Source organism: Reyranella soli (assembly GCF_007992495.1).
GTDB lineage: Bacteria > Pseudomonadota > Alphaproteobacteria > Reyranellales > Reyranellaceae > Reyranella > Reyranella soli.
In genome coordinates, this window is sequence record NZ_BKAJ01000159.1 from 1 (window position 1) to 26,783 (window position 26,783).

At 66.4% G+C, this 26,783-nt stretch carries 25 protein-coding genes; 12 read left to right on the forward strand and 13 right to left on the reverse strand.

Features of this window, described 5'->3' with window-relative positions:
• Positions 1 to 281: 281 nt before the first annotated feature.
• The gene (locus RSO01_RS37305; RefSeq protein ID WP_147155688.1) at positions 282 to 1,424 is read right to left on the reverse strand and encodes a CaiB/BaiF CoA transferase family protein; all 1,143 of its coding nucleotides are present in this window, start codon (positions 1,422 to 1,424) and stop codon (positions 282 to 284) included.
• A gap of 172 nt (positions 1,425 to 1,596) precedes the next feature.
• On the opposite strand from RSO01_RS37305, the gene RSO01_RS37310 reads away from it, so the two are divergent.
• The 8 genes from RSO01_RS37310 (at position 1,597) to RSO01_RS37345 (ending at position 6,721) form a co-directional block, all read left to right on the forward strand.
• Positions 1,597 to 2,745 carry an amidohydrolase family protein gene (locus tag RSO01_RS37310; RefSeq protein ID WP_147155689.1) on the forward strand — a complete coding sequence of 383 codons (1,149 nt, stop codon included), beginning with the start codon at positions 1,597 to 1,599 and terminating at the stop codon, positions 2,743 to 2,745.
• A gap of 10 nt (positions 2,746 to 2,755) precedes the next feature.
• On the forward strand, positions 2,756 to 3,367 hold the full coding sequence (locus RSO01_RS37315; protein ID WP_147155690.1) for a hypothetical protein: 612 nt from the start codon (positions 2,756 to 2,758) through the stop codon (positions 3,365 to 3,367).
• Between the two features lie 87 nt (positions 3,368 to 3,454).
• Complete coding sequence (locus RSO01_RS37320) at positions 3,455 to 3,664, forward strand: ribonuclease H family protein (RefSeq protein ID WP_147155691.1); 210 nt, start codon at positions 3,455 to 3,457, stop codon at positions 3,662 to 3,664.
• A 28-nt stretch (positions 3,665 to 3,692) separates the two neighbouring features.
• A complete protein-coding gene (locus tag RSO01_RS37325) occupies positions 3,693 to 4,340 on the forward strand; it encodes a DUF2971 domain-containing protein (protein WP_147155692.1) in 648 nt (215 codons plus the stop codon).
• A 16-nt stretch (positions 4,341 to 4,356) separates the two neighbouring features.
• Positions 4,357 to 4,989, forward strand: a complete 633-nt coding sequence (locus RSO01_RS37330) for a LysE family translocator (RefSeq protein ID WP_147155693.1) — start codon at positions 4,357 to 4,359, stop codon at positions 4,987 to 4,989.
• A 39-nt stretch (positions 4,990 to 5,028) separates the two neighbouring features.
• The gene (locus RSO01_RS37335; RefSeq protein WP_147155694.1) at positions 5,029 to 5,610 is read left to right on the forward strand and encodes a hypothetical protein; all 582 of its coding nucleotides are present in this window, start codon (positions 5,029 to 5,031) and stop codon (positions 5,608 to 5,610) included.
• On the forward strand, positions 5,607 to 6,200 hold the full coding sequence (locus RSO01_RS37340; RefSeq protein ID WP_147155695.1) for a hypothetical protein: 594 nt from the start codon (positions 5,607 to 5,609) through the stop codon (positions 6,198 to 6,200). Before RSO01_RS37335 ends, RSO01_RS37340 begins: the two co-directional genes overlap by 4 nt.
• Entirely contained in the window at positions 6,197 to 6,721 is a 525-nt protein-coding gene (locus tag RSO01_RS37345; protein ID WP_147155696.1) for a hypothetical protein, read from the forward strand. Before RSO01_RS37340 ends, RSO01_RS37345 begins: the two co-directional genes overlap by 4 nt.
• On the opposite strand, the gene RSO01_RS37350 is transcribed toward RSO01_RS37345, so the two are convergent.
• A complete protein-coding gene (locus RSO01_RS37350) occupies positions 6,714 to 7,949 on the reverse strand; it encodes a hypothetical protein (RefSeq protein WP_147155697.1) in 1,236 nt (411 codons plus the stop codon). The genes RSO01_RS37345 and RSO01_RS37350 overlap by 8 nt on opposite strands.
• 12 nt (positions 7,950 to 7,961) lie before the next feature.
• Positions 7,962 to 8,630, reverse strand: a complete 669-nt coding sequence (locus RSO01_RS37355; RefSeq protein WP_147155698.1) for a glutathione S-transferase family protein — start codon at positions 8,628 to 8,630, stop codon at positions 7,962 to 7,964.
• 72 nt (positions 8,631 to 8,702) lie between these two features.
• Here RSO01_RS37355 and RSO01_RS37360 point away from each other — a divergent pair, with 72 nt between their 5' ends.
• Positions 8,703 to 10,094: a leucyl aminopeptidase family protein gene (locus tag RSO01_RS37360; RefSeq protein ID WP_147155699.1), complete on the forward strand. Its 1,392-nt coding sequence runs from the start codon at positions 8,703 to 8,705 to the stop codon at positions 10,092 to 10,094.
• Between the two features lie 22 nt (positions 10,095 to 10,116).
• Here the strand turns inward: RSO01_RS37360 and RSO01_RS37365 are convergent, their stop codons facing one another.
• The 8 genes from RSO01_RS37365 to RSO01_RS37400 form a co-directional block, all read right to left on the reverse strand.
• On the reverse strand, positions 10,117 to 10,803 hold the full coding sequence (locus tag RSO01_RS37365; protein WP_170303656.1) for a sulfite exporter TauE/SafE family protein: 687 nt from the start codon (positions 10,801 to 10,803) through the stop codon (positions 10,117 to 10,119).
• Between the two features lie 46 nt (positions 10,804 to 10,849).
• Positions 10,850 to 11,785, reverse strand: coding sequence for a 2-hydroxyacid dehydrogenase (locus RSO01_RS37370; protein WP_147155701.1), 936 nt, complete (start codon positions 11,783 to 11,785; stop codon positions 10,850 to 10,852).
• Positions 11,786 to 11,793: 8 nt separating this feature from the next.
• Positions 11,794 to 12,759, reverse strand: coding sequence for a TAXI family TRAP transporter solute-binding subunit (locus RSO01_RS37375; RefSeq protein WP_147155702.1), 966 nt, complete (start codon positions 12,757 to 12,759; stop codon positions 11,794 to 11,796).
• A gap of 88 nt (positions 12,760 to 12,847) precedes the next feature.
• On the reverse strand, positions 12,848 to 14,482 hold the full coding sequence (locus RSO01_RS37380; RefSeq protein WP_147155703.1) for an ABC transporter ATP-binding protein: 1,635 nt from the start codon (positions 14,480 to 14,482) through the stop codon (positions 12,848 to 12,850).
• On the reverse strand, positions 14,479 to 15,498 hold the full coding sequence (locus RSO01_RS37385) for an ABC transporter permease (protein ID WP_147155704.1): 1,020 nt from the start codon (positions 15,496 to 15,498) through the stop codon (positions 14,479 to 14,481). Before RSO01_RS37385 ends, RSO01_RS37380 begins: the two co-directional genes overlap by 4 nt.
• Entirely contained in the window at positions 15,498 to 16,601 is a 1,104-nt protein-coding gene (locus RSO01_RS37390; RefSeq protein ID WP_147155705.1) for a microcin C ABC transporter permease YejB, read from the reverse strand. The genes RSO01_RS37385 and RSO01_RS37390 overlap by 1 nt, the downstream gene beginning before the upstream one ends.
• Before the next feature lie 128 nt (positions 16,602 to 16,729).
• Positions 16,730 to 18,595, reverse strand: coding sequence for an extracellular solute-binding protein (locus RSO01_RS37395; RefSeq protein ID WP_147155706.1), 1,866 nt, complete (start codon positions 18,593 to 18,595; stop codon positions 16,730 to 16,732).
• 82 nt (positions 18,596 to 18,677) lie between these two features.
• On the reverse strand, positions 18,678 to 19,661 hold the full coding sequence (locus RSO01_RS37400; RefSeq protein WP_147155707.1) for a Bug family tripartite tricarboxylate transporter substrate binding protein: 984 nt from the start codon (positions 19,659 to 19,661) through the stop codon (positions 18,678 to 18,680).
• A gap of 102 nt (positions 19,662 to 19,763) precedes the next feature.
• Between RSO01_RS37400 and RSO01_RS37405 the strand changes: the two genes are divergently transcribed.
• The 3 genes from RSO01_RS37405 (at position 19,764) to RSO01_RS37415 (ending at position 22,910) form a co-directional block, all read left to right on the forward strand.
• Positions 19,764 to 20,690, forward strand: a complete 927-nt coding sequence (locus RSO01_RS37405; RefSeq protein ID WP_147155708.1) for a glycine reductase — start codon at positions 19,764 to 19,766, stop codon at positions 20,688 to 20,690.
• An 82-nt stretch (positions 20,691 to 20,772) separates the two neighbouring features.
• The gene (locus RSO01_RS37410) at positions 20,773 to 21,969 is read left to right on the forward strand and encodes a CaiB/BaiF CoA transferase family protein (protein WP_147155709.1); all 1,197 of its coding nucleotides are present in this window, start codon (positions 20,773 to 20,775) and stop codon (positions 21,967 to 21,969) included.
• Between the two features lie 26 nt (positions 21,970 to 21,995).
• The gene (locus tag RSO01_RS37415) at positions 21,996 to 22,910 is read left to right on the forward strand and encodes a transglutaminase family protein (protein WP_147155710.1); all 915 of its coding nucleotides are present in this window, start codon (positions 21,996 to 21,998) and stop codon (positions 22,908 to 22,910) included.
• Positions 22,911 to 22,913: 3 nt separating this feature from the next.
• On the opposite strand, the gene RSO01_RS48345 is transcribed toward RSO01_RS37415, so the two are convergent.
• Both RSO01_RS48345 and RSO01_RS37425 read right to left on the reverse strand, forming a co-directional pair.
• The gene (locus RSO01_RS48345) at positions 22,914 to 24,416 is read right to left on the reverse strand and encodes a GumC domain-containing protein (protein ID WP_147155711.1); all 1,503 of its coding nucleotides are present in this window, start codon (positions 24,414 to 24,416) and stop codon (positions 22,914 to 22,916) included.
• 126 nt (positions 24,417 to 24,542) lie between these two features.
• A partial coding sequence (locus tag RSO01_RS37425) for an autotransporter outer membrane beta-barrel domain-containing protein (protein ID WP_147155712.1) occupies positions 24,543 to 26,783 on the reverse strand: 2,241 nt, incomplete at its 5' end.

Below are 26,783 nucleotides of genomic sequence, written 5' to 3' on the forward strand. Positions count from 1 at the left end.
GGTCCAGAAGACGAAGACTATGAGCGAGCCTGGACCTGCCTGCGCGAAGCCGAAGCGGCTTCGCTTCGGCGAAGGCAGGGGCCCGCGGTCCGGCAAGAAAGAACACCCTACGTCTCGAGTGACAGCACTGCTTGCACTCAGGAAAGCGAAACGGGTTCTTGCGTCTTACACCCCTATATGGAGCGCAAAAACTATTCGCCCTTGATAATCGCAGTTATCTTTGATAACCTCAGACGTCGTCTCTGTTATATGCATCGTTCATCTGTTCTTCCGGCGGGCCGCTACGGCAGGTCGCGCAGGACCTCGTCGGTATGCTCACCCAGCTTCGGCGAGGGCAGCGCCGATCGCGGACGCACGCGGTCGAAGGTGATCGGCAACCCGACCACCTTGGGCCCGCCGCCGGGCAGTTCCTGCACGATCTCCGACGCGGCGAATTGCGGCGTGTTGGCGAGCTCGCCGATGTCGTTGACGGCGGCGCAGGGCACGCCTGCCTTCTCGAAGACCTCGATCCAGTCGGCGCGCGATTTGCGCAGCATCGCCTGGGCGATCATCGGCAGAAGCTCGTCCTTGTATTTCACGCGCGCCGCGCTCTTGGCGTACTTGGGATCGGTCTCCCATTCGGGATGGCCCAGCGCCCGGGCGCAGCGCGCCCACAACCGGTCGTTGCCCGGCGCCAGGCACAACGGCTTGCCGTCGGCCGTGTCGAAGGTCTGGTAGGGCACGATCACCGCGCCGCCGGTGCCGTGGCGCTGCGGGACGGCGCCGTTGGCGATGTAGTTGTTGACCTGGCCTTCGACCCAGTGGACCGCCGAATCGAACAGCGAGGTATCGACCAGGCAGCCCTTGCCCGTCTTGTCGCGCATCCTGAGAGCGGCCAGCGCACCGATGGTGCAGAACATGCCCGTCGCCTTGTCGTTGATCGAGGCGCCGGCGAAGGTCGGTGGATCCTCGGCCCGGCCGGTGACCGACATCATGCCGCCATAGGCCTGCAGCAGCGGATCGAAGCCCGGCTTCATCTTGAGCGGACCCTGGTAGCCGAACGCCCAGATCGAGCAGTAGATCAGGCGCGGATGGCGCTTCAGCATCGCCTCGGGCCCGATGCCGATCTCGTCGACCACGCCCGGCCGCAGGTTCTGGATCAGGATGTCGGCCGTCTCGCAGAGCTTGTGGAGCTTGTCGATATCGGCCGCCGACTTGAGGTCGAGCGAGACCGAGCGCTTGTTGCGGTTCTGGCTGTAGAAGTAGAGCGAGGTGACGCCGTCCGGCCCGAACGGAGGGCCCCAGATGCGCGCATCGTCGCCGCCATCGGGCTTCTCGATCTTGATCACGTCGGCGCCCATGTCGGCCATCAGCACGCCGGCCAGCGGCCCGGCCAGGGCCTGGCCCACTTCGATCACACGAATGCCTTCCAGCGGCAGGGTCACGATACCTACTCCGTTGTTTTGCAGGCCTAGCCTAGCGGAAGCCACACCTGTGGTGTGAGGAACGACGGCCCGCGCAGCGGAAAATCACCGTGGCGTCGCCCGGGAGCCGCTCGTACCATGCTGGCACTCAGTGCAAGCCTAAAACGTCTTCCGAACCGACGGAGCGCGCGCCATGCACCACAAGTTGATTTCCGGCGACAACCACATCGACCTCACCTATTGCCCGCCCGATCTCTGGTCGTCGCAGGCGCCCGCCAAGTGGAAGCAGAACGCACCGCGCGTCGAGGAGCGTAACGACGGCCAGCACTGGTTCGTCGACGACAAGGACCGCGGCATGTGGAACGGCGTCGGGCCGGGCTTCCTGCCCTACACCAAGGGCTCGTTCGGCCATGTCGACGAGATGAAGGACGCGGGCTTCGAATGGGACAGCTATCCCGGCGCCCAGCCGCGTCCGACCACGCCCGAGCTGCGCATCGCCGACCTCGACCGTGACGGCCTCGAGAAGGAGATCATCTACGGCTGCCTGATGATCAACGACCTGATCGACGATGCCGAGCTGCGGGTCTGGGCCAATGCCCGTTACAACGATTGGGCCGCCGACTTCGCCCGCCGCGCCGATCCCGATCGCGTCTTCCCGCTCGCCATCATCCCCAACACCGATCCCAAGGCCGCCGCGGCCGAGGTGAGGCGGTGCGCCAAGATGGGCCTGAAGGGCGGCGACCTCGCCTTCAAGCGCATGAGCCTGCCGCTCTATCATCACGCCTGGTATGCGCTGTGGGAGGCGGCGGCCGAGTGCAAGTTCCCGATCTCCTTCCATTCGACCGGCTTCAAGGCGGTGCGCGCGCCCGATACGCCGGAGATGGAGAAGGAGTATGCGGTCCAGCACCGGCTGGTGCGTTCGGCGCTGTTCCAGCTCGACACCATGGAAGTGCTGGTCTCGCTGCTGGCTTCGGGCGCCTGCGAGAAGTATCCCGACTTCAACTTCGTGCTGGGCGAATCGGGCGTGACCTGGCTGCCCTACGTGTTCGATCGGCTGGACACCGAGTATCACGACCGCGCCCGCGCGCTCGGCTTCAAGATGAAGCCGTCGGATTATTTCCGCCGCCAGGGCTACGTCACCTACCAGCAGGACAAGTACCTTGAGCCGATCGTGCCCTTGATCGGCGAGGACAACATCATCTGGGGGGCGGATTACCCGCATCCTGACTGCATCTGGCCGAAGTCGCGCGAGACCTTGACCCAGAACCTCGCCGGCTTCTCCGACAGCGTGCAAAAGAAGATCGTCCACGACAACGTCACGCGGCTCTACGGCCTGAACTGATCCGGCTGAGATGCGCGTCCTGATCGACGGCAAGGTCCACGAGCCTCTGTCGCCGGCTGAGGAGCAGGACGTCAGGCAGTTTCGTGCCGAAGAGTCGGTCAAGGGCTCGGTCCTGTCGGCGGAACAGGCCGGCAGGGCCCAGGTCAGTCAGACCCGGCTGCTGTTCATGATTCTGTGGGCCGTGACGGCGATTGTCGCCGCGGTCATGGCCGCGCTGGCCGAGTCGGCCGATCAGGCGACGGTCCTGGTCGGGGCCGTTCTCATCGTCGGCGCACTCGGCGTCTTCTTCGCCATCGTGCTGTGGCGGCGCAAGCAGCGCTGGCAGCGGGATTTGCCGCGGCGCCTCGAGGGAATGGCGCCGGCCGATACCGCGATCGGCGTCACGGCCGCCGGTGTTGCAGTGGCCGGGCATATTTTCCCATGGTCGACTCTGGCCATCGAGCAGGTCGAACTGGCCAAATTCAGCAGCCGTTATCATACGATGTTCACTCTCGAGCGCCTTACGCTCGTTGGGGCGGGAGGCGTCGTGGTGCTGGATCCGGCCCTGATGCGGAACGGCCATCTGATTATCGGCAATGCCTGGCGGCGGATGCGATTGGCAGGGCCTACCGGCTCAGTCTAGAAAGCTCCCGCCAGGGCGCATTCAGGGAAGACCACGATGACGGTTCAGTATTTTGCGCGTGTGAAATCGGCTTCGGATCACGAGGCCTTGCAGAAGCTTGTTCGGCACTACCCGTCCTGCAGTTTCGAGGAGTGGCATTTCCGCGAGGCCAAGAAGATGGCCGACTGGAAGGCGCGCCGGCATGCCGTGAAGATGGTCGACGTGACGCCGGCCGAGTTCACCGCCTACTGCGAGAAGACCAAGGCCAAGCCCGATCTCACGACCTTCCTGAAGTTTTTGACCGACAAGGCGTTCTAGCCGAGGTCGTGGGCGGGGGAGAGAGCGGATGGCCTCGGTCCAGGTGTTCGCCATCCCGAACACGCTCTATCGCTACCGCTCGCTGACGTCGCCCAAGACGTTCGAGCGCGAGATGGAGACGCTCGACAAGAGCTACATTTTCTGCGGCGTCTACTCCAATCTGAACGACCCCATGGAGGGGTTCTTCAACCTGGCGAGCAAGGCGCAGGTTCTCGTCGAACAGGCCATCAAGGGCATATCGGACAAGATCGGCGTCGGCTCGTTCTGCGAGGCCTACGACAACGAATTGATGTGGGCGCACTACGCCGACCAGTTCAGGGGCATCTGCATCGCCTACGACTTCCGGCGGCTCATCAGCGAGCTGCCCGACGACGTCTACTTTGCGCGCATGCACTATGCCGAGCGCTTCCCGGTGATCGGCGAGTCGCGGCGGGAGCCCGATATCCTGGCGATGCGGGTGCTGTCCTACAAGAACTACCGCTGGGCCTACGAGCGTGAATGGCGGATGTTCGGCCCCAAGGGACCGATCGCATACAAGACGCGGAAGTCGATCCGCTGCGTCTATCTCGGTCCGCGCATCACCGACGAGAATCGCAGGGCCCTCGAAGCCAGGCTCGGGGCGATGAGCATCCCGGTGAAGGCGATGACGCTCGACGGCTATTCGATCAAGTCCTGATTCCGGAGTCCTTGTCATGCCCGATCTGTCGACGTTGGCCCTTTTCGCCGTCGCCTGCCTGGCGCTCACCGCGACGCCCGGCCCTGACATGCTGCTGATCGCCTCGCGCAGCGCCAGCCAAAGGCGCGTCGCGGGTTTCGCCACCTTGGCCGGCATCCAGGCCGGCACTTATTGCCATGCGCTGGCGGCCGCGCTTGGCCTGTCGCAACTTTTCCTGATCGTGCCGGTCGCCTACGACATCGTGCGCTACGCCGGTGCGGCCTATCTGCTGTGGCTGGCCTGGAAGACCTTCCGCTCGAACGGCACGGTGCTCGCGCCGACCGCCGGGCTGCGCCATCATCCGATCGGCGTCATGTTCCGCCAGGGCCTGTTCACGAACCTGCTGAACCCCAAGATGGCGCTGTTCGTGCTGGCGCTGTTCCCGCAGTTCGTCCAGCCCGAGGCGGGCTCGGTCGCTCTGCAGATCATGGTGCTGGCGACGGTCCTCAACGCGATCGGCCTGGTGGTGAACGGCGTCGTCATCCTGACGGCGAGCCGGCTTGGCCGCCTGTTCGCCGGCCAGGGCCGTTGGCGGCGCCTGCCGCAGATGGTGCTGGCGACGGTGTTCGCCGGCCTCGCCGTGAGGCTCGCCTTCGACACGCGCCGCTGACTATTGATGCCCGGTGACTTCGGCCCCATCTGAGGGGCCATGTCCGCCGAGCAACGCCTGACATGGCGCCGCCGCCTGTTTGCGTTCGTGGTCGCGAGTGTCGGCGCGGCGGCCGCGACGGCGATCTCGTTCGCCATGACGGTCTACGAGGCGGCGCATCCCAAGCCCGTGCCGATCGCGGCGCCGGGCCAGCCGATCGATACCGGCCGCTGGACCATCACCTTCCGTGACGCGCGGACGGGCTCGCTTCCGCCGACCGGCATAAAGCCGTCCACGCCGAAGAAGCTGGTGATGGTCGAGTTCGACCTCGACAACCGCTCGGCCTCGACCAGCAACGTGTTCTCTCGGCTCTTTGCCATCGAACCGCCGATCGCCAACCTGCCGCCGCCCGCCTTCTATCTCGCGCGTGACAAATCGGTGGCCGGCGGCCTGCAGCCCGACATGCCCGAGCGCATGATCGCTGTTTGGGAATGGCCGGCGGCCGTGCCGGTGCCGGAGCAGCTTCGCCTCAAGGTCGCGACCCAGATCCACAAGCAGCGCGACAATCTCTATGGCGCGCCAGGATGGTTCGATCGCGAGCCGGCGGCTTTCGTCACGCTTGCCGTCGGCACCAGCCCGTGAGCGCCTTCCTCAAAGGGCTTGGCGGCGTGGCGCTGGCGGCCGCCGTGCTCTACGGTATGCAGCGCACGACTCCCGGCTACGGCGACATCACCTCGCCGCGTCCGGTCACGGGCAAGCTCGGCCATCGCCTCGAAGGACGCGCCTTCGCCATCGATATTGCCAAGGTGCAACTGGCGCGAAGGGTGATCACCAAGGGTGCCTCGCGCGACAGCACCTTCACCACGTCCGGCGTGTGGGTCGTGGTCGAGGGGACGGCGGAAGCGCTGAACGAGAGCCTGACGTTGCTGTCGGCCGAATGGCTCGGCCCCAACGGCGTTCGCTACGCCGCGAGCCAGCGCCTGTCGTCGCTGCCTGGCATGTTGCCGGGCCAGCGGCTGGAACCCGGGCTGCCGACGCCCGTGCTGATGGCCTTCGAGATCCCGGAAAGCCAGGTGGCCGGCGGCACCTTGCTGATCGCGCGCTCGGCCTGGGCGCCGCTTGCCGAACAGGCGCGCATCGAGATGGCGGGCGTGAAGCCGGTCGACATCCATTCAAGCCTTGTCGTCGCGCGTGCGCAGGGTCGCGTGCCCTGGGCGCTGAGCGCCCAATGACGAGTGAACGACGCCGCTATTGGCTCAGCCTCGGGGCCCTGGTGGTCGTGCTGCCTGCGGCCATCGTCGTCAATTCCTGGGACAGCCTGTCGGAATGGCGGCGCAGCCAGTTGCAGAAGCCCATCGTCGTCGAGCGCGGGTCGGCGCAGGCCTATGCCGGCGCCGAGTGGCAACTCACCGGCCTGACGCGCCTGCCGGGTGCAACGCCGGACACGACGCTGATCGTCGCCGAGTTCGACGCCGTCGTCGACGATCCCACTCTGCTCCAGGCAGGCCCCTGCGCCATCGCCCTCACCGACGACAAAGGCCGGCGCTGGCTGCCGGTCTTCCTGCCCGGCCGCGCGGTGCGACAGGGCCGGCCGGCCGCTGCCGACAAGCCGCGCTGCTATGGTCTCGCGCGGGCGGAGAAGGGCAAGACGATTGCCATGGCCGAGACTTTCACCGTTCCCGAGCGCGCTGCGGGCCTCACGCTCAGCGTCAGCATCGGCGGGGCAAAGCCCGCCTATCTGGTGCTCAAGTAGCCAGTGCTTCGGTCCGCTTGCGCTCAGTCGCGACGGCGTATTCCAGAAACGCCGCGAGCAGGGCGATGCGCGCGGCGTCGAGCAGGATGCCGCCGTCGAGATCGCTCGGGCTGCCGATGAACACAGCGAGGACGCTGACGATGACCTGCCACGTCGCCAAGTCGTCGACGCCGATGGTGCGCGTTGCGGCATACCACAGCCAGGCGCCGATCCAGTTCAATGCGCGATAGGCGATGACGAAGGTGATCAGCGTGGCAAGCCCGCTGCTCAAGGTCAGGCGAAGGCAGGTCCAGATCGGCTGGTAGCGCGAGCGGTAACCGCCGACGAAATGTTTTGCGAAATCCTTGAACCATTTACGCCAGGTGTCGGCGCGGGATCCCATCGGCGGCGGTGCGGTGGCGGCCGACAGCTCGTAGCCGTTGATGATCGCGGCCATCACCAGCCAGACCAGGGGCAGGAGCGCGTAGAAGAAGAGGCGCTGCAGCTGGTCGAACAAGGGCGCCGGGCGGAACTCGACCGGTGTGAAGCCGCCGGCGGCATGCGCCGCCATGCTCAGCGATTCGTTCAGGCTCTGCAGGATCGCGCCCGCGCCGATCCAGGTTATGAGGTCATTCTTCCACACGCCGAGCGCATAGAGGCCGATGAAGATCCAGGTCGCGTCGGCCGCCACGACCAGCAATCGCCAGTAGGGCCGGCGGGCGCGCGCATTCATGCGCTTGGCGAACCAGCGGATCGCCCAGCAGGCGGCAATGGCGGCGACCATGCCCTGCGACTGCACGAAGTTGAAGATATTGAGCCGCTCGCCGAACGGCACGCGCTGCAGCGCCAGCCGCGAATATTCCCGCACCGTGTCGCCGAGGAAGCCCCACGCCGCGTAGTAGGCGAAGAACGGCAGGATCGCCGCCGCCGTCACCGCCAGCATGTGGTCGCCCGCCGCCGGACGATCGCCGGCATTGGCCGGCGCCGCTTGCTGGCGCAGGGCCGCCAGCGCCGGCATGCCCGGCCGCAGCGCCGCGAACATCAGCACCACGACCATGAGCTTGGTCAGCACCACCAGCGACAGCACCGCCATGCCGCCCAGCGGATTGTGCAGGCCGACGCCCACCGCGGCATCGAGGAGAAGGTCACGTACGATGGTGCCCAGCGCGACGATCAGCAGCAGTTGCGGCCAGAAGCGACCGAGCAGGCTGCCGGCCAGCGCCAGCGGGCGGACGATATCTGCCATCATGCCGTGGCAGCGCTATTTCATCTCGTAGCTTTCGATCAGCCAGGGCTCGTTCTTGGCGGCGTCGACCCACTCCTTCATCGGCGGATAGGCCAGCACCGCCTTGCAGTAGGCGTCGGTGTCGGAATCCATCTGCACGGCGTAGGTCTTGAGCCGCGTCACCACCGGAGCGTACATCGCATCGGCGGCCGTGAAGTGGCCGAACAGGAAGCCGTCGTCCTTGGGCGCGGCGCCGGCAAAGCGCTTGCGGCAGTCGCGCCACATCGAAGTGATGCGCTCGATCTCGCCGCGGACCGCCGGCGTCATGCCCTTGCCCGGATACGACGCACGGATATTCATCGGCATGTTGTTGCGCAGCTCGAGGAAGCCCGCATGCATCTCGGTCGAGAGCGAGCGGGCATGGGCGCGCGCCGCCACGGCGGCCGGCCACAGCACCGCCTCGGGCTTCAGGTCGTTGAGGTATTCGCCGATCGCGAGCGACTCCCACACCGCTAGGCCGCGATGCAGCAGCACCGGCACCCGGCCCGAGGGCGAGTGCTTGCGGATGGTCGACTGCGTCTCCGGCAGATCGAGCGGCACGACGATCTCATCGAACTCGATGCCGGCAGCCTTGGCCATCAGCCAGCCGCGCAGCGACCATGAAGAATAGTTCTTGTTGCCGATCACCAGCGTGAAGTCGGCCATACGCCCTCCTTGCCAGCGCCGTACTTTGGCCGGCAATGTTAACCGTTGCACTACAGATTTGTGAGCATGTCCATGGCGCTGCCCTTCGTCGACCGGTCATCTTCTTCATTGCCCATACAGATTGTCGGACAATCGTCGTGGCGTAAGTGGCTCAAGGAGCAGAGTGCGGCGCGCCGCGGCTGGCTCGAATCGACCGGCGTCACCGGCAAGGCAGGCGATCTCGCCGTGCTGCCGGGCCGCGACGGCAAGGCCGCCGGTGCAGTGCTTGTGCTGTCGGCCAAGCCCAGCCTTTGGGACTTCGGCGCGCTCGCGACCCGGCTGCCGGCCGGCACGTGGCGGCTCGCCTCCGACACCGCGCCAGTGTTGCCGACCGATGCCGCCGTGGCGATCGGGCTCGGCACCTGGCGCTTCGAGCGTTATCGCACCAACAAGGCCAAGGCGGGCGCGGTCAAGCTCCTGTGGCCGCAGGGCGCCGACAAGGCGCGCGCCACGGCGATGATCGAGGCGATCTCGATGGCGCGCGATCTCATCACCACGCCGTCATCCGACATGGGTCCGGCCGAGCTGGCGGCCGCCGCGCAGGAACTCGCCAAGACCCACAAGGCCAGGATCAAGGTGATCGTGGGCGACGATCTCCTGAAGCAGAACTACCCCATGGTGCACGCGGTCGGCCGCGCCAGCACGCGCGCGCCGCGCCTGATCGATCTCACCTGGGGCAAGGACAGCGATCCCAAGGTGACGCTGGTCGGCAAGGGCGTGTGCTTCGACACGGGTGGCCTCGATCTCAAGGGCGCTTCCGGCATGCTGATGATGAAGAAGGACATGGGCGGCGCTGCCACGGTGATGGCGGTCGCGTCCATGGTCATGGCGGCCAAGCTGCCGGTGCGGCTCAGGCTGCTGGTGCCGGCGGTCGAGAACAGCGTGGCGGGCAACGCCTTCCGGCCGATGGACGTCGTGCCGACTCGCAAGGGCATCACCGTCGAGATCGGCAACACCGACGCCGAGGGCCGCCTGATCCTGTGCGACGCCCTGCACGAGGGCGCATCGGAGAAGCCCACCATGATGGTCGATTGCGCCACCCTCACCGGCGCGGCGCGCGTGGCGCTGGGCACCGACCTGCCGGCGCTGTTCTGCAACGACGACGCGCTGGCCGACGATCTGATCGCAGCGGGCAAGGCGGTGACCGACCCGATGTGGCGCATGCCCCTGTTCGCGGGCTATCGCCGCCTGCTCGACAGCAAGGTCGCCGACATCAACAACGCGCCGGGCGTGGCCTTCGGCGGTGCCATTACCGCGGCGCTGTACCTTCAGGAGTTCGTGCCCGACGACGTGGCGTGGGCGCATTTCGACATGATGGCCTGGAACAACAGCACCCGCCCCGGCCGGCCGGAGGGCGGCGAAGCGCAGGTGGCACGGGCGATCTTCGCGGCGATCGAGAAGCGCGTCGGCGCCCCCGCTACCTGAACAGCCGTCACCTGAGCAGTCGTCACCTGAACAGCGCCGCCAGCCCCGCCGCGAACAGCAGCAACAGGGTCGCACGGCGATAATTCTGCTTCGGCAGGATCTCGAACAGGCGGTTGCCGGTGCGCACGGCCACGATGTAAGGCAGGCCGACCAGGCATCCCAGCAGCAGCGAGTGCCGCGACAGGGCGCCGCCAACGGCGAGGAAGGCCAGGGTCACGAACACCATGCCCGTGATCGCCGCGATCAGTGATCCGCGCTGCTGCCTGGCTTCGACCGGAGCGGCCATGAAGTAGACGACGGCCGGCGGGCCGCCCTGCCCGGTGGCGCCGGCGAGAAAGCCGCAGAGCCCGCCGAAGAAGCCGCTGGTCAGCACGGTGCGCGCGCCCTTGTAGGTCCAGCCCAGTCCCAGGATGGTGGCCGCCGTGAGCGTGCTCGCGCCGACGATGCGCCGCAGCAGCTCGGCCTCGCTCTTCACCAGCACCATGACGCCGAGCGGCATCGCCACGGCGATGGCGACGATGAAAGGCAGGCACTCCGCCCACACGGCATTCCGCACGGCCTGGCGCGCCACCGACAATTGCCCGAAGACGGCAGCGACGTTGGTTACGGCGACCGCCTCGACCGGGCTGAGGAACAGGCCCAGCAAGGGCACCATCAAGAGCGCGCCGCCGAAGCCCGAGTAGCCATGTGCGATCCCTGACAGCAGCACAGTCGCGCCCGTCAGCAAAAGCAGGGCTGGGTCGAGCAGGTCCAGCTCAGTAGCCCGTCTTCGGATCGACCGTGTTGATCAGTGCCCGCCCTGAGCGCAGGCGCTTGATGTTCTCGATGATCCCCGGCGAGGCGGTGCGCGGGTTGGTGGCGCCGGCGATATGCGGGGTCACCTGGACCTTGGGATGGGTCCAGTAGCGATGGTCGGTCGGCAGCGGCTCGGTGTTGAAGACGTCGAGCGCCGCGCCGGCGAGATGGCCCGAATCGAGCGCCGCCAGCAGCGCCTCGTCGACGACATGGCCGCCACGCGCCATGTTGATGAAATAGGCATCCTTGGGCAGCCGGGCGAAGGCCGCGGCATCGAGAATGCCGCGCGTGTCACGCGTGAGCGGCAGGACATCGACCAGGATGTCGGTGCGCGCCAGAAACTTCTCGAAGCCGTCCTTGCCGTGGAAGGTCTCGATGTTGGGCAGCGCCCGGGCCGTGCGACTCCAGCCCGCCGTGGGAAACCCCAGCGCCGCGAACTTCTTGGCCGTGTCCTGGCCGATCGTGCCCAGCCCCATGACGCCGACGCGGCGATGGATGGTGTCGACGAAGTCGAGCTGCTTCCACTGCTTGGCGCGCTGGCTCGCGGCGTACTTGTCGATGTCGCGATGATGGCGCAGCGCCCAGAAGATCGCGTATTCGCTCATCTGGCCGACCAGGCCGTCATCCATGATGCGCACGATCGGCACGTCCGCCGGCAACTTGTCGTCGGCCAGCAGATGGTCGACGCCCATGCCCAGCGACACGATCAGCTTGATGTTCTTGAACGAGGCGATCAGCCCACGGTCCGGCTTCCAGGCCAGGGCGATCTCGATGTCGTCGGTGTTCCCGAGGTTGTCGAGGGCGCGGTAATCGATGGGACCGAGGGCCTCTTCGAGAACCTTTTTCCAGTGCAGGCCGTCGGTATCGCGGCTGATGTAAGCAATTGCGTGTGACACGCCTCACATTACTTCGGCAGCGCCCCCGGGTCGAGCTTGATGCCCTTGTCCTTGTAGTAGCGCACGGCGCCGGGATGGAAGGGCAGGAAGGTGTTGCGGATGGCGTTGGCGGCCACCGTTTCCTTGGCCGCAGGATGGGCGCGCACCATGGCGGCGTTGTTCTCCAGGATCGTCCTGGTGATCGTGTAGGCGAGATCGTCGCTCATGTCCTTGTTGGCGATCGAGAAGTTGAACAGGCCCACGGTCTTCTGGTCACCCGGCTGCTGCTTGTAGGTGCCCTTGGGAATCTTCGTCTCGGAGAATTCCGGCAGGCTCTTGCGGATGGTCGCGAGCTCGGGATCGGTCCAGGTGAAGAAGACGACCTGCTGGGCGGCGTCGAGCTCGCTGAAGGTCGGCACGGGAATGCCGGCGCCGAAGCAGAAGGCGTCGATGACGCCGTCGTTCAGCAAATTGGCCATGTCGGAACTCTGGCCGTTCCGCGACTGCACCTTGAGGCCCAGCGCCTCGAAGATCAGGGGGAAGTAGGTGCCGGCGGTGCCGGCCTTGGGGCCGGTGCCGACCGTCTTGCCCTCGAGCTGCTTGAAGCTCTCGATACCCGCCTTCTTGAGCGCCACGCACTGCAGCGGCGTGTCGTACATCGGAAAGAGCGCACGCACGCTTTCGTATTTCTTGCCCCGGGTCCACGCGCCGGTGCCGGTCAGCCCCTGCAGCGCCACGCCCATGGTCACCATGCCGAGCTCGATCTTCCTGTCGTCGATCAGGATCATGTTCTGGTTTGGCCCCTGGGTCTGCTGGGGCACGACCTGCAGCCTGGCCTTTTCCGTCAGGATCCTGGCCATGGCTTCGCCGATGACGAAGTAGGTGCCGCCGCTCGACGCGGTGCCCAGTGTCAGCGTGGTCGATTGGGTGAAAGCGGTTGCGACGCAAAACAGCGTGGTCGCGATGAAGATCGTACAGAAGCGGACTGCGCCCATCCCTGGATTCCACTCCTGTTAGGCGGCGTGGTTATGTCGATCTAGATTTGCCGGAAACTTGGTCCAAGTCCACAGCCTGGAACGCAGATCAGGTCGCGACCGCACCTTTGTCGGCGCCGATGGCCTCGAGATTGAAGGCCGCTGCAATGAGTGCCTGCGTGTAGGGCGTCTGCGGCCGCTCGAAGATCTGCTGGGCCGAGCCGCGTTCCACGACTTTGCCGTGGCGCAGCACCAACACCTCGTCGGCGAGCGCGCGCACGACTTTCAGATCATGGCTTATGAACAAATAGGCAAGCTTGTGCCGGGTCTGCAGGTCGCGCAGCAGGTCGACGATCTGCGCCTGTACGCTCATGTCGAGCGCCGAGGTCGGCTCGTCGAGCACGATCAGGCGCGGCTTCAGCACCAGCGCGCGGGCGATGGCGATGCGCTGGCGCTGGCCGCCGGAGAATTCGTGCGGGTAGCGCTCGCGCGCGGCGGGATCGAGCCCGACCTCATTCAGCACCTGGTCGATCATGCGGCTGCGCTCGGCCTCGCTGCCGATCCGGTGGACCTGCAGGCCTTCGCCGACGATCTCACCTACCGACATGCGCGGGCTGAGCGAGCTGAAGGGATCCTGGAAGACGATCTGCATCTGCCGGCGCAATGGCCTGAGCTCGCGCTGGCTCAGCGCCTGCAGATCCTGCTTGTCGAACTGGATGCCGCCCTTGCTGCCTTCGAGGCGCAGCAGGGCGAGGCCAAGCGTCGTCTTGCCCGAGCCCGATTCGCCCACCAGCCCGATCGTATGGCCCTCGCGCAGGGTCAGGCTGACGCCGTCGACCGCCTTGATGTAACCCACCGTCCGGCGCAGCACGCCGCGCTTGATCGGGAAGTGCACCTTCACGTCGTCGAGGGCGAGGATCTCCGGCGCCGCCGGATCGACCGGCGCCGGCCGGCCCTTGGGCTCGGCCGACAGAAGGTGCTGGGTGTAGGAATGCTGCGGTTTGTCGAACACCTGGGCGACCGGGCCCTGCTCGACGATGAGGCCCTTGGTCATGACACAGACCCGGTCGGCCATCTTAGCGACAATGCCGAGGTCGTGGGTGATGAACAGCAGCGCCATGCCGTACTTGGCCTGCAGCGTCTTGAGGAGCTTCAGGATCTGCGCCTGGATGGTGACGTCGAGCGCCGTCGTCGGCTCGTCGGCGATCAAGAGGTCGGGCTCGTTGGCCAGAGCCATGGCGATCATGACGCGCTGGCGCTGGCCACCCGAGAGCTGGTGCGGGAAGGCGTCGAGGCGCGTCGCCGCCTCGGGGATGCCGACCTGCTCAAGAAGCTCGAGCGTGCGCTTGCGCGCGGCCGAGCGCGTCAGGCCCTTGTGCAGGATCAGCACCTCGTTCACCTGCCGCTCGATCGTGTGCAGCGGGTTGAGCGAGGTCATCGGCTCCTGAAAAATCATGGAAATGCGGTTGCCTCGCACGTCTAACAGGTCGCGCGGCGGCGCGCCGACCAGTTCGCGGCCCTGGAAGCGGATGCTGCCGTTGGGATGGTTGGCCATCGGGTAGGGCAGCAGCTGCAGGATCGAGAGCGCGGTGACCGACTTTCCCGAGCCCGATTCGCCCACCACCGCCAGGGTCTCGCCGCGCTTGATATCGAAGCTGACGTTCTTGACGGCGCGCACGGCATCGTCGCCGGTGCCGAAATTGACCGAGAGGTTCTTGACCTCGAGCAGGGCGGTATCGGTCATACCAGCACCTTGCGCGGATTGAAGGCGTCGCGCACGGCCTCGCCGATGAACACCAGCAGGGACAGCATGAGGGCGATGATGATGAAGCCGGTGAAGGCAAGCCAAGGCGCGTTGAGGTTGTTCTTGCCCTGCAGCAGGAGCTCGCCCAGCGACGGCGAGCCGACGGGCAGGCCGAAGCCAAGGAAGTCGAGCGACGTCAGGGTGGTGACGGAGCCGGCCAGGATGAAGGGCAGGTAGGTGAGGCTGGCGGTCATGGCGTTGGGAAGGATGTGCCGGAACATGATGCGGGCGTCCATCATACCCAGCGCCCGGGCGGCCCGGACATAGTCGAAATTGCGCCCGCGCAGGAACTCGGCCCGTACCAGCCCGACCAGCGCCATCCAGCTGAACAGCAGCATGATGCCCAAAAGCACCCAGAAGCCGGGCTGGATGAAGCTTGCCAGGATGATCAGGAGATAGAGGGTCGGCATGCTCGACCAGATCTCCATGAAGCGCTGGATCGAAAGGTCGGTCAGTCCGCCGAAATAGCCCTGAATGGCGCCGGCCACGATGCCGACGATCGAGCTCAGCAGTGTGAGTGCCAGGCCGAACAGCACGGAGATGCGGAAGCCGTAGATCAGGCGGGCCAGCACATCGCGCGCCTGGTCGTCGGTGCCGAGCGGATGGCGCCACGACGGCGGCTGCAGGGCCTTGCGGTCCTCGCCCTTCAGCACGGTGTTGTAGCTGTAGGGAATCGGCGGCCACAGGATCCAGCCCTTGGCCTCGATCAGCTTCTGCACTTCCTGGTCGGTGTAGATGGTGGTGGTCGGGAAATCGCCACCGAAGGTCGTCTCGGGATAGTCCCGCATCATCGGCGAATAGAAACCGCCATCGTAGTAGATGAGGATCGGCTTGTCGTTGGCCAGCAGCTCGGCGAACAGCGACAGGAAGAACAGCACGCTGAAGACCGCCAGCGAGTACATGCCGCGCTTGCTCGAGCGGAAGGCGGCCAGCCGCCGGCGATTGAGGGGAGTCATCAGCCGCGCGCCTCGAAGTCGATGCGCGGATCGACCACCGTGTACATGATGTCGCCCAGGATCCCCATGACCAGGCCGATCAAGCCGAAGAAGTAGAGCGTGCCGAACATGATCGGATAGTCGCGGTTGAGCGCGGCCTCGAAACCGAGGAGACCGATGCCGTCGAGCGAGAAGATCACCTCGATCAGCAGCGAGCCGGTGAACAGCACGCCGATGAAGGCGGCCGGGAAGCCCGCGATCACGATCAGCATGGCGTTGCGGAAGATGTGGCCGTAGAGCACGCGCCGTTCCTCCAGGCCCTTGGCGCGAGCCGTCAGCACGTACTGCTTGTGGATCTCCTCGAGGAAGGAGTTCTTGGTGAGGAAGGTGAGGGTGGCGAAGCCGCCGATCACCATGGCGCCGATCGGCAGCGCCATGTGCCAGAAATAGTCGAGCAGCTTGTCCAAAAGGCCGAGCTCGGACCAGTCGTCGGAGACCAGCCCGCGCAGAGGGAACAGCTTGAAATAGCTGCCGCCCGCGAACAGCACGACGAGCAGCAGGGCGAACAGGAAGCCCGGGATGGCGTTCAGCACGATCAGCGTCGTCGAGCTGGCGACGTCGAAGCGCGAACCGTCGCGCACCGCCTTGGCGATGCCGAGCGGAATCGAGATGAAATAGACCAGCAGCGTCGTCCACAGGCCGAGCGAGATCGACACCGGCATCTTCTCGAGTACCAGGTCGACGACCTTCTTGTTGCGGAAGAAGCTCTCGCCGAAATCGAACACCAGGTAGTTCTTCATCATCAGGAAGAAGCGTTCGCCGATCGGCTTGTCGAAGCCGTACATCTTCTCGATGCGCTCGATCAGCTCCTTGGGCAGGCCGCGCGCGCCGCGATAGGCCGAGCCGCCGCCGCTGCTGTCGCTCGTGGCGCTGCGCACCGTCTCACCGCCGCTCGAGCTGCCCGAGAAGCGCTCGGTGGCGTCGACGGCGGTGCCCTGGATCTGCGAGATCATCTGCTCGACCGGCCCGCCAGGGGCGGCCTGGATGACGAAGAAGTTGATGACCATGATGCCGAGCAAGGTCGGCACCACCAGCATTAGGCGTCGCAGGATGTAGGCGAGCATTTAGAGGGTAGCGGTCATATAGATGATGTCATCCTGAGCGTAGCGAAGGATCTCATCGCCGCTCGATAGGGCATGAGATCCTTCGCTGCGCTCAGGATGACAGCGAGGGGGCTGCAAGGCCCGTGCCCTCACTTCTTGTCCCGCTGCAGGGCCTTGTCCTTGGCCTCGTCGATCCACCAGGTGTCGAAGGCGACCGGCGAGTACTTGGCGGCCTTGGCCGGCCGGGCGAAGCGGTTCCAGTAGGCGACGTAGGCGGTGTTGCTGTGCCAGTTGGGCACCACGAAGTGGCTCCACAGCAGCACGCGGTCGAGCGCGCGGGTGGCGTTGATCAGGCTCTCGCGATCGGGCGCGCCGATCAGCGTCTCGATCAGGTTGTCGATGGCAGCGTCCCGGATGCCGATGGAGTTGCGGCTGCCCTTGGTGTCGGCGGCCTTGGAGCCCCAGAAGTCGCGCTGCTCGTTGCCCGGCGACAGCGACTGGCCGAAGCCCTCGACCATCATGTCGTAGTCGAACTCGTCCTCGCGCCGCTTGAACTGCGCGGTGTCGATGGTGCGCACGTTCATGTCGATGCCGATGCGCTCGAGGTTCTGCTTGTAGGGCAGCACCACGCGCTCGAAGCTGGCGTCGTTCAGCAGCATCTCGAAGGCGAGCTTCTTGCCCGTCTTCGTCTCGGTCATCTTGCCGTCCTTGACCTCCCAGCCAGCCTCCTTCAGGAGCGACAGCGCGCGGCGGGCGAGGTCGCGGACGTTGCCGGTGCCGTCGCTCTCGGGCAGCTTGAACTCCTTGGTGAAGACCTCGTCGGGAATCTTGCCGCGCAGCGGCTCGAGGTACTTCAGCTCGGCCGCCGTCGGCAGGCCTGACGAGGCGAGCTCGGAGTTGCCAAAGAACGAGATGTTGCGCTTGTACATCCCGTAGAACAGGTTCTTGTTGGTCCAGGCGAAGTCGAACATGGTGCTGATCGCTTCGCGCACCCGCTTGTCCTTGAAGAAGTCGCGCCGCGTGTTGAAGGCGAAGCACTGCATGCCGGTCGGCAGCTCGTGCGGGATCTCGGCGCGCTGGATGCGGCCGTCGCGCACCGCCGGGATGTCGTAGGCGGTCGCCCAGTTGCGCGCGATGTTCTCCTGGCGCAGGTCGATCTCGCCGGCCTTGAAGGCCTCGAACTGCACGGTGACGTCGCGGTAGTACTCGTAGCGCATGACCTCGAAGTTGTTGCGCCCGCGATTCATCCAGAGGTCCTTGGCCCACCAGTCTTCGACGCGGCGATAGGTGATCGAGCGGCCGACGTCGAAGGAGTCGACCTTGTAGGCGCTGCTGCCCAGCGGGATCTCGAGCGACACCTTCTCGAAGTCGCGTGTCGCCCACCATTTGGACGGCAACACCGGAAGCTGGCCGATGATCAGGGGCAGCTCCTTGTTGGTGTTATCGCGGAAGGTGAACATCACCTTGCGATCGCCGACCTTCTCCGCCTTCAGCACGTCACCGTAGTAAAAGGCGTAGTTGGGCAGGCCCTTGGCCTTGAGCGTGTCGAAGGTCCAGATCACGTCCTCGACGGTGATCGGGCTGCCGTCATGGAAGCGCGCCTGGGGCCGGAGCGTGAAGGCGGCCCACGAGCGGTCCTCCGGCCATTCGATGCTCTCGGCGATCAGGCCGTACTCGGTCGAGGCCTCGTCGCGGGAATTCCAGCAGAGCGTGTCCCAGATCGCCGAGACGCCGGCGGCCGGCACGCTCTTGATGATGAAGGGATGCAGCGAATCGAAGGTGCCGCGCGCACCGAGCCGCACCGAGCCGCCCTTGGGCGCATTGGGGTTGAGATAGTCCGGCGGCCCGGCATCCGCCGCATATTTCGGCGCGCCGTGCATGGCGAAGCCATGGCTGACATTGATCTTCTGCGACGCCCCCTGGCCTTGGGGCTGGGTCTGCGCCCGCACGATAGCCGGGGCGCCCAGCCAAAGAGCCGTGCTGCCCAACAACAAGCCGCGCCGTTTGATCGCCATGCTGGTCCCCGAAGCAAGCCTTTCACTTCATATATAACGCGCCCGAGTTGGGCCGCACTATGGCCGCCGGGTCAACTCGGTGTCAGGATTCCCCTTTGATCCCGGCTTCCTGCACCAGCTTGCCGTAGCGCGCGTAATCGGCCTTCCACATGGCCAGAGTGTCGGCCGGCGAGCGTGGCGTCGGCACCTCGCATCCGGCCTTGGTCAAACGGTCGCGGGTCTCCGGTTCCTGCAGCGCCTTCATGGCCGACGCATGAATCCGCTCGACGATCGGCGGCGGTGTGCTCGTCCGGACGGCGATCACATACCAACTCACCACGTTGGCCTCGGCGAAACCCGCCTGGGCGAACGTCGGCACGTCGGGCAGGGTTGCCAGCCGCTTGTCGGCCAGCACGGCCAGCGCGCGCAGTTTGCCGCTCTGGACGTGTTGAATGCTGAGCGGCCCGGGCAGGAAGCCGACCTGCAGTCGGCCCTCCAGCAGGTCGGGGATGCCTGGCGGCACGCCGCGATAGGGCACCCCGGTCATGTCGATCTTGTACTGGTTCTTCAAGAGCTCCGCCGAGAGATGGAGCGACGTGCCATTGCCGGGGTTGAGGTAGTTGAGCTTTCCGGGATTGGCCTTCGCGTACTCGATCAGCTCCTTCAGCGTCTTCACCGGCAAGGCGGGATTGACGGTCGCGACCGACGTTGCCACCGCGACCAGCGCTACCGGCTGGAAGTCGGCGAGCGCATCGTAGGGCACGGACTGGAGATGCGGCACCACGACATGACTGATCGTGGCCATCACCCAGTTGTATCCGTCGGCCGGCGCCTGCGGGATCATCGCGGTGGCGAGCGTGCCGTTGGCGCCGGGCTTGGGCTCGACCACCACGGGCTGGCCGAGATTGGCCTGCATCGGCTCGACCACTGCGCGCGTCACGATGTCGACGATGCCGCCGACCGGGAAGGGCACCAGGATCCGCATCGGCTTGTTGGGGAAGGCCTGCGCCCACACCCCCGGTGCCGCCAGCCACGCGGCGGCGCTGCCGATCGCGCCGATGGCGCTTCGGCGGGTGACGTCGTTCATTGTTCCTCCAGCCCCTGCCTTTGGCAAAAGCTAAGGGCTGCCTGCGAAATTGTCATCCCAGGCAAAATTGACATCGCGGCGGGGCGGTCGCAGTTTGGCGCCATGGCCGATACCGCTCAGTTTGCGCCGGACTATGACGCGCCGATCGAATACATGCGCCGCACCCGCGAGTATTACCTCGCGCTGGGCTACGACAACCCCTACCGCTGGGCGCACTATGTCGACGCACCGTTCCAGCCGCTGAAGAAGCCGCTCAAGGACTCGACGCTGGCGCTGATCTCGACCGCGGCGCCCTATCAGCCCGACAAGGGCGACCAGGGACCCGGTGCGGCCTACAACGCCGGTGCCAAGTTCTACACCGTCTATTCGGGCGATACCGCGGTCGATCACGACACGCGCATCTCCCACATCGGCTACGACCGCAAGCACACCACGGCAAAGGATTCCAACACTTGGTTCCCGCTGCCGCTGATGCGCGAGTTCGCCGCCCAAGGCCGATTCACGCTCGCCAAGCGTTTCCACGGCGCGCCAACCAACCGCAGCCAGCGCGTGACGCTCGAGACCGATGCGCCGGAGATTCTGGCGCGCTGCCGGCAGGACCAGGTCGACGCCGCGCTCCTGGTGCCGACTTGACCCGTCTGCCACCAGACCGTGAGTCTGGTCGCCCGATATCTGGAGAGGAACGGCATCCCCACGGTAATCATGGGGGCGGCCAAGGACATCGTCGAGCATACCGGGGTACCGCGCTTCCTGTTCAGCGACTTCCCGCTGGGCAATTCCTGCGGCAAGCCGCACGAGCCCGACACGCAGCGCTTCACGCTCGATCTGGCGTTGAAGGTGCTGGAGAGCGCCATCGGCCCGCGCACCACGGTGCAGTCGCCGTTACGCTGGAACGACGACGGCGACTGGAAGAACGACTACAACAACCTCGAGCGCATGCCGGCCGAGGAAGTCGCCAAGCGCCGCGCCGAGTTCGACAAGGTGAAACAGACTGCGCTCGAGCAGCGCAAGAAGGCGGGCGTGGCCTAGTGAGCCTTCATGCGGACCGCGAGCCTCCAGGCCCGTTCATGAGCAACATCAACAAGAGGCGGGCCTGGAGGCCCGCGGTCCAATGACGGCTAAGCCTTTTTCTGGCGTAAAAATCCTCGACTTCACGCGCGTTCTCGCCGGGCCCTACGGCACCTACCAGCTGGCGCTGCTTGGCGCCGACGTGATCAAGATCGAAAGCCGCGAAGGCGACGACATGCGTTTCGGCTCCCGCGCCAACGACTGGGAGAAGCGCGGGCTTGCCGCCCCCTGGGTCTCGGTCAATGCCGGCAAGCGTTCGATTACGCTCGACCTCAAGAAGCCCAAGGCCATCGAGGTGGTGAAGCGGCTCGTCGCCAAGGCCGACGTCGTGACGGAGAACTTTCGGCCGGGCGTCATGGACAAGCTCGGCATCGGCTACGACGTCCTGAAGGAAATCAACCCGCGCCTGATCTACTGCGCCGTCTCGGGCTTCGGCCAGGTCGGTCCTGACCGCGGGACCGCGGCGTTTGACGGCATGATCCAGGCGATGTCCGGCCTGATGTCGATCACCGGCTTTCCGACAAACGGCCCGACGCGCGTGGGCTTCGCCGGCGCCGACGTCATGTCGGGCGCCACGGCGGCGTTGGGTGTCGCCTCGGCGCTCTACCAGCGCACCCATACCGGCAAGGGCCAGCTGGTCGACGTCGCCATGATCGACGCGGTGATGGGCTATCTCGCCCAGCAGTTCACCGAGCATCTGATGACCGGCCGCGTGCACGAGCAGGCCGCCAACCGCTCGGTGACGAGGAAGCCCACCGGCGATCTCTACAAGACCAAGGACGGTTGGATGGTTCTGGCCGTCATGACCGAGCCGCAGTTCCAGCGCCTGATGAAGGACATCGGCCGCGCCGACGCGGCCGCCGACCCGCGCTTCGTCGACTGGCCGACGCGCATCGCCAACGACAAGGCGCTGCACGACATCATCGAGGCCGAGCTGATGAAGGAGACCTCGGCCACCTGGGCCGAGCGCTTCGCCAAGGCCGACGTGCCGGCGGGCCGTGTGCTCTCGATCCCCGAGACCGTGCAGCTCGACCACTTCGACCGCCGCCAGATCCTGCAGACCGTCGACACGCCGCACGGCCCGATCAAGGTCGTAGGCTCGGGCTTCCGCCTGGAGCATGGCGGCGGCTCGGTCGAGCGGCCACCGGCGACGCTCGGCCAGCACACCGACGAGATCCTGCGCGAGGCGGGCTACTCGGACGCCGACATCGCCGGCATGCGCGCAGACAAGGTCGCCTGAGCTCAAAAATCTGCGGCCGCCTCGTCATGGCAATCCTCTACGAAGTCGAGCACGTCACGACGTATCGTTACTCGGCTCCCGTCACCTTCGGCGAGCATCGCGCCATGTTCCTGCCGAGGTCGGGTCCCTATGGCCGCATGCTGAGCTATTCGGCAACGACCAATCTGTCGTCGCGCGTCCGATGGATCATCGACGCGCTGTCCAACATCGTCACGCTGATCGATATCGACCAGCCGGGCACGGAGCTCACCTTCACCTTCCGCATGCGCGGCATCCACTACGGCGTCGTCGAAGCCGAGGCCTTCCCGGTGGAAGAGCGGGCCGAGGCCGTTCCGGTGCAGTACACGCCGGACGAATGGCAGGATCTCAGCAACTATCTTCGCCCGCACAGCGATGACCCAAGCGGCACCCTGGCCTCATGGGCCAAGTCCTTCATCGTCCAGGAGCAGCATCACAGCGTCGACGTGATCCGGCGCATGCTCGACACGATCGGCGGCACCTTCAGCTACCAGGCGCGCGAGGCCGAAGGCACCCAGACGCCGGTCGAGACGCTGCGCACGCGCTCGGGCACCTGCCGCGACTATGCCTGGCTGATGATCGAGGCCCTGCGCCGCATCGGCTTCGCTTGCCGCTTCATCACCGGCTACATCTACGACGCCGCGCTCGACAAGGGTGGCACGCCTGGCATGACGGGATCGGGCGCCACGCATGCCTGGGTCCAGGTCTACCTGCCGGGCGCCGGCTGGCTGCACTACGACCCGACCAATCGTATTTCAGGGGGCACCGATCTGATCCCGGTCGCCATCGCCCGCCATCCGGCGCAGGCAATTCCCCTGCAGGGATCGTGGTTCGGCAATGCCGGCGACTATCGCGGCATGTCTGTGAAGGTGGCGATCCGCAAGCTGAAGACGCTTTCCGAGGACGACGGGACGGGGCTTTAGCCCCTACTGACTGCGCGGTGCCGGTCCCGGAGGCGGCGGCAGGTTGCCGGTCTGGGTCGCTGGATTGCGACGAACCTCGGCGATGCGGCGCGCCAGGTCGGCGCGGGCCTGCGCGATCTCAGGGAAGCCGGGAGCGGCATTGTCGGCCAGATCGAGATGCCGGTCGGCTTCTCCGAAATCGTTGCGCGCCATGGCCTGCCGCGCCGCCGCGATATGGGTGCGGGCCTCGGTCACCCGGGCCTGGTTGGGCGCGGCGCCGCGCAGCTCGGCGAGGCGGCTCGCCCGCGCGCGATAGTCGGGATCCTGGCCGTAGCGCTGGGAATAGTCGGCGAGCAGCCGTTCGGCTTCGAACAGGCGATTGCTTGCCAGCGCCTGGTCGATGGCCGCCTCGAACTGCTGGCGGTCGCGATAGCGCTGGCCGCGCGCCGTCCGCAGATTGGCGATTTCGGCGCGGGCCTGGGCTGTCTCGGCGAAGCCCGGCACCTGCTTGTCGGCCTCCTGCAACATGGCCTCGGCGTGTGTGAAGTCGCCGGCCTGGGCAAAGCGCCGCGCCTCACCGATCAGCCGGTGGGCCTCGGCTTGCCGGGTATCGGCGCGCGCCTTGGCGAGCTTCTGTTGCAGTGGCGGCCATGCCGAGGCGCCGGCGAAGCGCCGCGTGGCGTCGGCCAGGAGGCGATCGGCGGTGGCGAAGTCGCCGGCGGCGATGGCGCGATCGATGGAGGCGGCGAGGGCCCCGCGCTCGGCGTCGCTGGCCGTCGGTGCCGGCGCGGCAGGCGCCGGCGCGGCCGGAGGCGGCGGTGCTGCCGCGACCGTCGGCGCGGCGGGGAAGTCCTGCAGCACGGTGCGGCTCTTGTCGCAGGCGAGCTGGTCGCTGACGCCTTCCTCGGCCTGGCCGCAGGACAGGACAGCGCCGGACTTGTCGCGCAGCCACGACAGGGTGCGACCATCGCTGCGGCCGCTGCCCATGTAAGTGAGATAGGATTCGCTGTCGCGCGTGATCGGCAGCTCCGAGCAATCGCTCTCGGTGCACCATAGCAGCTGGGCGCGGCCAGCCTTCGCATCGAGGCGGCGCAAGATGGCCGCTCGGTTCAGCGTGCGGTCGCCCTGCTTCACCTGGAAGTTGCCGAGCCATGCCGCGTCGCCCACGATCGAATCGAGCTTGCCGCAGCGCTCGTCGGTGCAGGACAACACCACTTCCTTGCCCTTCTCGAAGTTCGTCTGCTTGTAGGAGAGCAGGTAGCGCGGCCCGGCAAATCCCAACGGCTCGATGGCCGCCTGGGCCAGATCCTTGTCAGCGACGCCGTCGATCTTGACGGGCTTGCAGAAGGTGTCGCCGCGGCAAATCCACGGCATGCCGTTCAGGCGGAAGACGTATTTGGTGTCGGCGGGATCAAACAGCAGGGGCGCATAGCCTTCAGGCGGATAGGTCTGCGCGTGGGACGCAACGCCATGACCGCAGCCGACGGCGAGGACCGCGGCCGCGAACAGCGCCCTGTAGCTGGCCATTATTATTCTCCCAGGTGAAGCCATTCAGCGAACGTGGATGGCTCCCAACGGTTCCCTGGCTACCAGGCCGGGAACACGTCCTGCATGGCGCGCGCCGTCGCATTGAGCCCGCTGACGGTCCGTCGTCTACCAGCTGAGCCGCAGGCCGACGTTCAGCGTATGGTTGTCGGTGCCTGACCCGAGCTCGCCGTCATAGCGCAGGAAGATCGAGGCGTTGTCGGCCACCGCCGTCGCCGCCGAGAAGCCGATCACCGCGCTGTCGCGCGTCGGCGTGGCGCCGTAGACGGTGAAGCTGTTTGACGGGGCGCCGGCGAACGCCGCCGTCATCGGACGGGCGGTGTCGGCGTACTCGTGCAGCCAGCCCAGCCGCAGGGCCAGGTCTAGCCTGCGGTCGGTGCTCACCGGCACCGCTCCGCCGAGCTGCGCCCCGAACGTCGTGCGCACCGACGTCGTCGTCTGCTGTGCCACGTTGAGGCTGAGCGAGTTGGCGCCCCATTCGGTGAACGCCGCCTGGTTCACGCTCGACAGCTGGAAGCGCGCGAACGGCGTGACCGTCGCGGCCGCCGGCGCATAGACCGGGATCTGGTAGCCGGTCTCGATCTGGCCCAGGAACTGGTTGGCGCCGGTGCTGCCGTTGGAGGTCCGGGACTGCAGGCCAGGGATGGAGAGCTGGCGCTGCACCTGGTTGTTGGCATAGGCGTAGCCCGCCAGCACATCGGCATAGAAGCCCGCGAACGCGTCCGATGGCGTGAAGCTGCCGTAGGCCGTGACGCTGACCGCGTTGGACCACGCCTTGCCCTGGAAGCTGTCGACCCACTGCGTGCCCGCGGTGTAGCCGGCGCCGAGGCCGACCAGGAAGCTCGGGTTCACGCGATAGTCGATGCCGGCGGCCGTGCCGCCGACATTGTAGGTGAAGGTGCTGGCGTTGCCGTTGCCCTGCACACTGCCCAGGCCGCCGATGCCGCTGGCCCACGCCGACCACGGGCTGGCGCCGTCGCAGGCGGCGATGTCGCAGGCCTCGGCCAGGGCGAGGCGCTGGCCGCCGCCGGCGCTGCCGCGGGCCAACGCCATCTGCTGGCCGACCGCGTTCATGAACAGCGCGTTCGAAGCCACGTTGGCGGTGCCGAAGTTGGCGATCGGCTGGCCGCTGATCTGGTTCAGCGCCCACGGGCCTTGCTGGGTGGTGAGGCTCGCCAGCGCGTTCAGCACCGTGTTGAAGTCGCCGGTGGCGCTGGCGTTGGCGGCGTCGAGCGCCTGGCCTACGGAGGACTGGTTGCCCGTCTGCGCCCCCGAGGCGAAGGCGCTCTGGTTCATCAACAAGGTCAGGAACACGTTGTTGGCGTTGTAGCTGAGGCTCGGCGTCAGGAACGCGAAGTTGCTGCTTGCGCCGGCGTAGGTGCCGGTGACGCCGCCCGTGGCGTTGAGGATGGTGTAGGTCGTGTTGCGCTGGTAGGTGCCGGCGGCTGCGAGCACCGAGACAGTGGCGCCGCCGCCGATGGTCGCCGCGCCGGTGGCGTTGATGCGGTCGGCCTGGCCCGCCGCATTGGCCTCGACGACGTAGGTGCCGCCGTTCTGGCTGAAGTTGCCGTTGACGGTCATCGTGCCGATCGAGTTGCCAGGCGCGATGACGGCATTGTTGGCAACCAGTGAGCCGACGTTGCCGCTGCCGCCCAACGTGCTGCCGTTGTTCAAGGTCACCGTGCTGGCGAGCGAACCGTTCACGACCAACATGCCGCCGTTCACGGTCGTCGGCCCGCTGTAGGTGTTGTTGCCGGTCACCGTTACGGTGCCCTGCTGCAGGGTGAAGCCGCCCGTTCCCGACATCACCCCGCCGTAGGTGGCCGTCACCGGCTGGTTGAACACCAGCAGGCCGTTGTTGGCGATGTTGCCCTGGATGCTGCCGCCGGCCGTCGTCCCGTTGCCCAGCTGCAAGGTGCTGCCCGCCGCGATCGACGTGCCGCCGGTGTAGCTATTGCCGCCGGTGAAGATCACTGTGCCGCCGCCGCCGATGCTCACACCGCCGCTGCCGAACATGCTGCCGGCATAGGTGCCGATGCTCGCCTGGTTGAAGGCGACGGTGGCGTTGTTGACGATGGTGCCCTGCAGGCTCGTCGTCGTGCCCTGCAAGGTGCCGCCGGTCACCATCGTGCCGCCGCTATAACTGTTGCTGCCGCTCAGGATCACCGTACCGGTACCGCTCACCAGCAGACCGCCGGTTCCGCTCATGTTGCCGGCGTAGGTGCCATTGGTCGCCTGATTGATCGTGACCTGCGCATTGTTCAGGATGTTGCCCTGCAGGCTCGACGTCGTGCCCTGCAGAATACCGCCCGATACTGTCGTGCCGCCGGTATAGGTGTTGTTGCCGGC

What these genes read in the sequence shown, in the direction of transcription:
- RSO01_RS37310 (WP_147155689.1), top strand. Translation starts at nt 1,597, where the DNA reads ATGCACCACAAGTTGATTTCCGGCGACAACCACATCGACCTCACCTAT.
- RSO01_RS37315 (WP_147155690.1), top strand. Translation starts at nt 2,756, where the DNA reads ATGCGCGTCCTGATCGACGGCAAGGTCCACGAGCCTCTGTCGCCGGCT.
- RSO01_RS37325 (WP_147155692.1), top strand. Translation starts at nt 3,693, where the DNA reads ATGGCCTCGGTCCAGGTGTTCGCCATCCCGAACACGCTCTATCGCTAC.
- RSO01_RS37330 (WP_147155693.1), top strand. Translation starts at nt 4,357, where the DNA reads ATGCCCGATCTGTCGACGTTGGCCCTTTTCGCCGTCGCCTGCCTGGCG.
- RSO01_RS37335 (WP_147155694.1), top strand. Translation starts at nt 5,029, where the DNA reads ATGTCCGCCGAGCAACGCCTGACATGGCGCCGCCGCCTGTTTGCGTTC.
- RSO01_RS37345 (WP_147155696.1), top strand. Translation starts at nt 6,197, where the DNA reads ATGACGAGTGAACGACGCCGCTATTGGCTCAGCCTCGGGGCCCTGGTG.
- RSO01_RS37350 (WP_147155697.1), bottom strand. Translation starts at nt 7,949, where the DNA reads ATGATGGCAGATATCGTCCGCCCGCTGGCGCTGGCCGGCAGCCTGCTC.
- RSO01_RS37355 (WP_147155698.1), bottom strand. Translation starts at nt 8,630, where the DNA reads ATGGCCGACTTCACGCTGGTGATCGGCAACAAGAACTATTCTTCATGG.
- RSO01_RS37360 (WP_147155699.1), top strand. Translation starts at nt 8,703, where the DNA reads ATGGCGCTGCCCTTCGTCGACCGGTCATCTTCTTCATTGCCCATACAG.
- RSO01_RS37375 (WP_147155702.1), bottom strand. Translation starts at nt 12,759, where the DNA reads ATGGGCGCAGTCCGCTTCTGTACGATCTTCATCGCGACCACGCTGTTT.
- RSO01_RS37380 (WP_147155703.1), bottom strand. Translation starts at nt 14,482, where the DNA reads ATGACCGATACCGCCCTGCTCGAGGTCAAGAACCTCTCGGTCAATTTC.
- RSO01_RS37385 (WP_147155704.1), bottom strand. Translation starts at nt 15,498, where the DNA reads ATGACTCCCCTCAATCGCCGGCGGCTGGCCGCCTTCCGCTCGAGCAAG.
- RSO01_RS37390 (WP_147155705.1), bottom strand. Translation starts at nt 16,601, where the DNA reads ATGCTCGCCTACATCCTGCGACGCCTAATGCTGGTGGTGCCGACCTTG.
- RSO01_RS37395 (WP_147155706.1), bottom strand. Translation starts at nt 18,595, where the DNA reads ATGGCGATCAAACGGCGCGGCTTGTTGTTGGGCAGCACGGCTCTTTGG.
- RSO01_RS37400 (WP_147155707.1), bottom strand. Translation starts at nt 19,661, where the DNA reads ATGAACGACGTCACCCGCCGAAGCGCCATCGGCGCGATCGGCAGCGCC.
- RSO01_RS37410 (WP_147155709.1), top strand. Translation starts at nt 20,773, where the DNA reads ATGACGGCTAAGCCTTTTTCTGGCGTAAAAATCCTCGACTTCACGCGC.
- RSO01_RS37415 (WP_147155710.1), top strand. Translation starts at nt 21,996, where the DNA reads ATGGCAATCCTCTACGAAGTCGAGCACGTCACGACGTATCGTTACTCG.
- RSO01_RS48345 (WP_147155711.1), bottom strand. Translation starts at nt 24,416, where the DNA reads ATGGCCAGCTACAGGGCGCTGTTCGCGGCCGCGGTCCTCGCCGTCGGC.